We start from the raw sequence: 6,062 nt of genomic DNA on the forward strand, positions 1-6,062 counted from the left end.
GAGAGACTTTAATGACACAACCAACACCGATCCATAATGGATCAAGGTTTTCCGGTGGCTCGAACACTTCTATTTGACGTACAGTATTACGGTTTCTAGTTTTTTCATGATGGATCACTTTTTGTCGTGGTGTTTGCTGGTTTGATTCCGTTTCTATTTGTTGATATAATTTTGGTTGATTTTTTTTGACTTTAACTAGATAGTCATTCCCTGAATCGATGATCGCTGCCAGAGTTTTTTTTGACAATGAAGAGCATCAAAAGTAAATACTACACCAGTTAAATCTAATAATTCAATTAAGTCTCGAACGATGGTAATTTCGCTTTCCTGCTTATTTTCCATCATTTTTACCCCTAATACTAATCTTCTTTGATGGGAAAAAGCCGAAACACAGTTGATAAAGTTTTGTTGGGCCTGATTGACCTTTGGTCACGCTACGCGAACGTAGTCAGTAACGGTATTTTTTAGGCTCTTTCCATCCAGCGATACCCATTCATTAGAGGGAATTAAACTATATTGTTGACTCCATTGATTAAACACAACTTGGAGTTCTTCGTAATCTAAATTAATCATGACTCTTCTGATTGCTGAATAAGAAGGAACACGAGCATTGGGAATTTGAAGTCTACTAATTAATTCTGTGCGGTGGCGTTCCACAAATCTACCCAATTGTCGATAACCCCAATAACCACTCATCATCCCCATAATGATAATTAGAAGTACTAGCCATAGAGGATGACGAAGACCATGAGGACTGCGATGATCAGGTATTTCTTTGAGATAGTCGATTAAGCTTTTCTCCATGATGCATGGCATATAAGGGAAATTAGCCTGGTTTTTCCGGCTATTGCTTAACTATACAGCGTTTTACTCTATGATGAAACAGCCCTGCTTAAAAAAGGGGGACTTTGACTATGGCTTTTTTAAGGGGGGCTGGGGGGGATCATAATCTTGCGGAAAACTTTGAAAACACGCCCTAGGGTGGGCAGTGTCTAGCAAGGGGCTTTTTAACTAGATTAAACCTAGGGTGTGTCTTCTTGCCTCGGAGATCCCCCATTATCCCCCTTAAAAAAGGGGGACTTTGACTATGGCTCCCCCCTTTTTTAAGGGGGGCTGGGGGGGATCATAATCTTGCGGAAAACTTTGAAAACACGCCCTAGGGTGGGCAGTGTCTAGCAAGGGGCTTTTTAATGTGATCTCTATTAAGCACTGCCCACCCTACATCAGCTAGATTAATCGTCAGGTGGGCAGTGTCTAGCAACGGACTTTTTAAGGTGATCTCTATTCAGCACTGCCCACCCTACATAAGATATCTGGTCTTAGAACAATCCCCTTCTAAATCCACGCTTACCTCGACGTGAGCCCATTTCTTGACGAATTTGTTGGCGCTGTTCGTCGGTGAGAATACCCATCATCTCTTCTCGTGCTGACTTTTTAATCTCCCGGATTTCGCCTCGCTGCTCTTGAGAGAGATTCATACTTTCCATCTCTTCTCGTACTGACTTTTTAATTTCGCGGATTTCCTCTCGCTGCTCTTGAGAAAGATTCGTAGCCTCTTTTGCGTCTCGTAGTTGACCGCGTAGTGTTTTTATAGTTTCAAATTGCTCTTGTTGCTGGGGAGTGAGAATATCCTCAATTTCAGAGTAAGTATTGTTACGGATGTTTTCAATCTGCTGTTCCTGCTGGTCAGTGAGGTTAAGTTTGGAGAAAGATCGATGCATTTTTTGGGCATTAACTGCCATGGGAAAACTAGTGAGGGTAATGGCTGCAAGACCTGCAAGTAGGGAAAAGTGCTTGATATTCATGGTGTTCACCCTTTAGCTATTTCTAAGTGTTTTGATGTAACCTGATTTCTGTTTGATGTCTCTATCCTAAAAACAGGGAGGGTGAAACAACATGAGGCAATAGACCTGAATTGTTCTAGGACTTTAGTCCTGGGCTAGATCTGACCAATGGGTCTTGCATTACCTTTGATACATGGATTATACTGATCAGATAAAAATACTAACGCTGTTGCCTCTCGATACCATTGAGCGAGAATGGGAACGCACGGGCATTAATGGGACGTCCTCAGCTATAGCGCTACGCCCAAGGCAAGAGGCAAGAGGCAAGAGGCAAAAGTTTACTACAACAGCGTTTCAGGTTTTATCAATGTCAAACACCTTAATGCGTAGTGCTATATTAGTGTTAGACGAAGCTACCGAAGGGATTCAACCGTCGATTATTTTGGAAATTGAAACGGCTCGCGCTTTGCATCAACAGAGACTTGGAAGAAAATTTAGATGTACCTGAGGCTTACTAGCAAAAGCTATATCCGGTTCCCTTGGGTTCAACTCAATACTTTTGTTCCAAGACTGGCTGAATCTTTTGCCACAACCACTCGGGCATCGTATGGTGGTTTTCATAGACTTGAGAATAGTTTTTCTCGATTGCTGAGAAATATTGTTTTACATGCTCTTCTCCTTTTTGTCTCAACGGATTCAGAACTTCTTGCTCAAACAAATCCATTGCCCGACCTTTGACTCCCCTGAGATAGAGCTTGTAAAAATACCACTGGGTTTCCTCGGGAAGCCCTACGCACTCCCAGGCAATGTACCCGTTCAGGCCGAGCAAATCTTCCCAAATAGGTACGTTTTCTTCCATTTCCAACAGATTGTTGCCAAAAGCTTGAATGGTTTTGCTCACATCCCCATAGGCGCAAAAACCGGCAAAGACGTAACAACATTTTTCACATCTGCAACACCAAGGCTTTTGTACATTGCACGAATTTGTCCCATAAGGTAGCTGGTTGTCAAGCCCAAAGAGCAGGTCAAAGATTTTGATATCATGGATGGGTTTGGTCAGGCTTACCATATTAACTCCCTCAAACATCCGTGCTATGAGCTTGGAGATTGTCTGATGAAAGGTAAAACTTTTAGTCCATTGGTGGGCGATCGCTTCCCCTGATTCCGGCTCAATCAGATTGGGTGCATCAGCGCTCTTCTCGTGTCCCAATGCCAAAAGGGAAATACCATGTACGATTTGAACCGGTATCATAGCCATTGTGGTCAGCAGCGTTTCTCCCGCTTCCGAGCGAAAGCGATTGTTCCCGAAATAATCCTTTGCCCTCGCAATGATATTCGTTCTGCTTAACCGATTTTCCAGCCACGGGTAATACTGATCATAAAAGTAAACACCGTGTTTATTTGTAAATTTTAGATGGCTCGTTACCTGCTCGAACAATGTTTCTTGGCCCACATCCTCCCCATAAATATCGTGGAAGTACGTTACAATGTCGTAGTTAATCCCGGCAGCTTCCAAAATCCGGCTGCACAACAGACTGTCTTTACCCGAGCCAGACCCTAAAATAATCTTTGCTTTACCGTCAACCTTGGCAGCGGACCACAGTGGATAACTTGCGTCTTTCCCTAGTTCTGAAGCTGTGACTACAAACTCGGGAAACTTGTAACTCAATTGTCCCACTTGATAGCGATGCTGACTCCAGTGTCCAACCATGACAACCTTGAGGAATTCCAGCAGTTCCTGATCTATGTAGCGACTGTACGTTGTAAAATTTAATCGTCTCGGAAGTAACGGACCAAATCGCACAGAGCAAATCACTGCTAGAACCACTGCAAAACGTTTAGTTTCTTCTGGCGACTTTAAGGCTGGATCGGTAAACTCGACGGAATTGTAACGGATGGAACAGCGAATATTTTCGCCCTCAATGCTATAGATAAACTCGATTGTATCTTTGCCAACCAACACCTCCTCTAAGGCAATTTCTTCTACAAAGAAGTCATTGAATTGGTCACAATCTATCCGACTCTTTTGTGCTAGCATTATTGCTCCATTTTTAGTGTTATCAAATCCCTTTAAGTCTACCGCTCGGTCGCAACCGACCGAGACTTTTGCTATTCGATAGCTAGCTTTATAGGATACTAGACCGCTTACGCCCGATGATGGCTACATACTCTAGGGGACGTCCATCGGTATAAAATCGGTGTCGGTAGGGTTGTATCTGAACTACCTCAAAAATGTTTGTATCTGTTACCCAAGGGTGCTGCTGCTGAAATCCCGTCTCAGTATCATCTTTCCAGAAATACTGAGCTACGTTGAAGGCAATCCATCCATCAGGGGCAGTCTGGTTATATACTACACTCAAAGCATCCGCCGAAACATGACCATTACTCAGAGCGGAGCAACAAATCAGGCAGTTAAACCCTCGACGACTTAATGCCTCCTTAGTGGTTTCGGTTAAATTAGCCAAATCCCCCACATGGTAATCCTCGTAAACCCCAGGATACTGACGTTGAGCAGCTTCTGCTGCTTGGGGAATAATGTCCCCACAATTGATTTGACCCCCAAGTCAGCTAGAGTTTTGGCAACCAAGCCACTTCCTGCACCCATATCTAGCACCACCATATCTTCAACCGTGCCGCCAGCTTGGGTAAATTGTTCAACCAGTAAAGAAGTCAGCACAATATGGGATTGGCTGTCCAACTTTTCCATCAGATGCTCGTACAAATAAGGAATTTGGTACACATCAACATAGTCGTGTAACCGGAGCTTGCGTTTCGTTCCATTTTGGATTAACCAAAAGTATTCTTCATGGATGGGTAAGTTGCGAGCACTTTCGATCTCTGGTATTTGTATCTCAAAATCCACGTTCTGCATTTCTGTTTCTTCTCTTTCTAGTGTTCTTCTATTTCTAGTGTCTATAGTTGCTTAGGATTGGTTACCCAAAACTTGTTCACTTTCCCATGGAACTTGAATTCGTCGTTCTATCTTGATATAGCACGTCAGCTGGATAATTGTGAAGGGCAACATTGGTTAAGCTTTGATTAAACCCAACGGTTAGCGATCGCAATTGTATAGCTAAGACATTGCTTTCGGTGAAGATATGGATTCCCTGCAAATTGAGATGGCTGAGGGAATCAATTGCTGGGTTCGCAAAGCTTTTGCTATTGCCTCATCTACGGCCAACTTGCTAGCGCTCGTGGCAAATGTTTGTCTTGTAGCTGCTCAGATAAGAGAATTCGCCTCATTGCACCTCCATTATAAAATTGCCTTGTCACTCTAACAAGCCGTCAAAATATTAACATACTCCTAAGAGTATGGGAAGTAAAACCCTAAAGTTTTGTTAAGACGTTGTTGAGCATTCAGGGCTGTTTCGTGCGTTTTCAGCATAGTTTTTGAGTAAAAACCCTAATCACTGCCAACGTCAAACTAGACGCTAATGCTTGACTTTGGAATCCTGAAAAGTTATGAGGGGATTGGCACACTATCTATAGTGTTAATCATAGTTATGAGGTACATTCGAGATAGTTACCCCTACTCCCTATGGAGTTTATTAATCACATCAGCATAAGCGATCGCTGCTGTTTCCCACTTGGGCAAATTAGTACTGATCTCGGCTAGTTCTCTTTCAAGCCAGCCATTACCTTCAAAGGCTGCCTCCCTAGGCTGATCAGGGTCAACGGTAATGATGGCAGAACCCCCCCAGCTTTCACACCGGCTTGATTCCTAAAAGAGACCACCAGCAAGCCACCAAATGATTGGGCTTCCGCAATCGGTAGTTGAGATTAATCCTAGGGTGGGCAGTACCTGCTAACGGGCTTTTTCAGCTGATCTGATTTGTATTAAGCACTGCCCACCCTACATGAACTACATGAACTGATAACTGATAGCTGATAGCTGTTGGCGTAGCCCATAACCTATCAATTTAGCATTCGGTTTTTTAAAATTTATTCTCAAATTACCTCCCCAAAAAAAAAAATTTAAACCCTTGACAATTAAATTTATAATCATTATAATAATTACTGTAAACAAAATTGATGTTTTTAATCATGTCTACAGACTTTATTCCGAATCACGACAACAATCATGAAGATTCTAACCCAAAGAAAAAACGTATTAAGTACATTAAGGGCTCTCCTGAAGCCGTAATTAATACTATAGCAAAGAAAGGGATAGTTAGGACATAATAGAGGAGTTAGTAAGCAGGATTTGCGCAAAAATCAATAAGCTATGGCTTATTGATAAAAACTGGCTCATTATCAACAAATTCACTCTATTGTGAG

General features: G+C 42.5%; 6 protein-coding genes and 1 pseudogene. 1 reads left to right on the forward strand and 6 read right to left on the reverse strand.

The genetic code is table 11. The features are described from left to right. Nucleotides 1-195: 195 nt before the first annotated feature. From F6K46_RS27080 to F6K46_RS27090, 3 genes are all read right to left on the reverse strand, one after another. Entirely contained in the window at nt 196-345 is a 150-nt protein-coding gene (locus F6K46_RS27080) for a hypothetical protein (RefSeq protein ID WP_293055734.1), read from the reverse strand. 84 nt (nt 346-429) lie between these two features. Further along, the gene (locus tag F6K46_RS27085) at nt 430-816 is read right to left on the reverse strand and encodes a transposase family protein (protein ID WP_293055731.1); all 387 of its coding nucleotides are present in this window, start codon (nt 814-816) and stop codon (nt 430-432) included. A 503-nt stretch (nt 817-1,319) separates the two neighbouring features. Further along, nucleotides 1,320-1,805 (reverse strand): hypothetical protein, encoded by a 486-nt coding sequence (locus F6K46_RS27090; RefSeq protein WP_293055728.1) that lies wholly within the window; start codon nt 1,803-1,805, stop codon nt 1,320-1,322. 334 nt (nt 1,806-2,139) lie between these two features. Between F6K46_RS27090 and F6K46_RS27095 the strand changes: the two are divergent. Continuing rightward, nucleotides 2,140-2,244: pseudogene (locus tag F6K46_RS27095) on the forward strand (ABC transporter ATP-binding protein); the annotation flags it as partial. A gap of 90 nt (nt 2,245-2,334) precedes the next feature. Here the strand turns inward: F6K46_RS27095 and F6K46_RS27100 are convergent. From F6K46_RS27100 to F6K46_RS27110, 3 genes are all read right to left on the reverse strand, one after another. Beyond that, a complete protein-coding gene (locus F6K46_RS27100) occupies nt 2,335-3,822 on the reverse strand; it encodes a hypothetical protein (protein WP_075898881.1) in 1,488 nt (495 codons plus the stop codon). An 88-nt stretch (nt 3,823-3,910) separates the two neighbouring features. Next, nucleotides 3,911-4,249 carry a hypothetical protein gene (locus F6K46_RS27105; RefSeq protein ID WP_293055723.1) on the reverse strand — a complete coding sequence of 113 codons (339 nt, stop codon included), beginning with the start codon at nt 4,247-4,249 and terminating at the stop codon, nt 3,911-3,913. Further along, nucleotides 4,237-4,656, reverse strand: a complete 420-nt coding sequence (locus F6K46_RS27110; protein ID WP_293055720.1) for a hypothetical protein — start codon at nt 4,654-4,656, stop codon at nt 4,237-4,239. The genes F6K46_RS27105 and F6K46_RS27110 overlap by 13 nt, the downstream gene beginning before the upstream one ends. Between the last annotated feature and the right edge of the window lie 1,406 nt (nt 4,657-6,062).

It is taken from the genome of Moorena sp. SIO3E8 (assembly GCF_010692445.1).
Classification (GTDB): Bacteria; Cyanobacteriota; Cyanobacteriia; order Cyanobacteriales; family Coleofasciculaceae; genus Moorena; species Moorena bouillonii.

Excerpts from the sequence above, each read along its gene's own strand:
- F6K46_RS27110 (WP_293055720.1), bottom strand. The coding sequence starts at position 4,656 with ATGCAGAACGTGGATTTTGAGATACAAATACCAGAGATCGAAAGTGCT.
- F6K46_RS27080 (WP_293055734.1), bottom strand. The coding sequence starts at position 345 with ATGATGGAAAATAAGCAGGAAAGCGAAATTACCATCGTTCGAGACTTA.
- F6K46_RS27085 (WP_293055731.1), bottom strand. The coding sequence starts at position 816 with ATGCCATGCATCATGGAGAAAAGCTTAATCGACTATCTCAAAGAAATA.
- F6K46_RS27100 (WP_075898881.1), bottom strand. The coding sequence starts at position 3,822 with ATGCTAGCACAAAAGAGTCGGATAGATTGTGACCAATTCAATGACTTC.
- F6K46_RS27090 (WP_293055728.1), bottom strand. The coding sequence starts at position 1,805 with ATGAATATCAAGCACTTTTCCCTACTTGCAGGTCTTGCAGCCATTACC.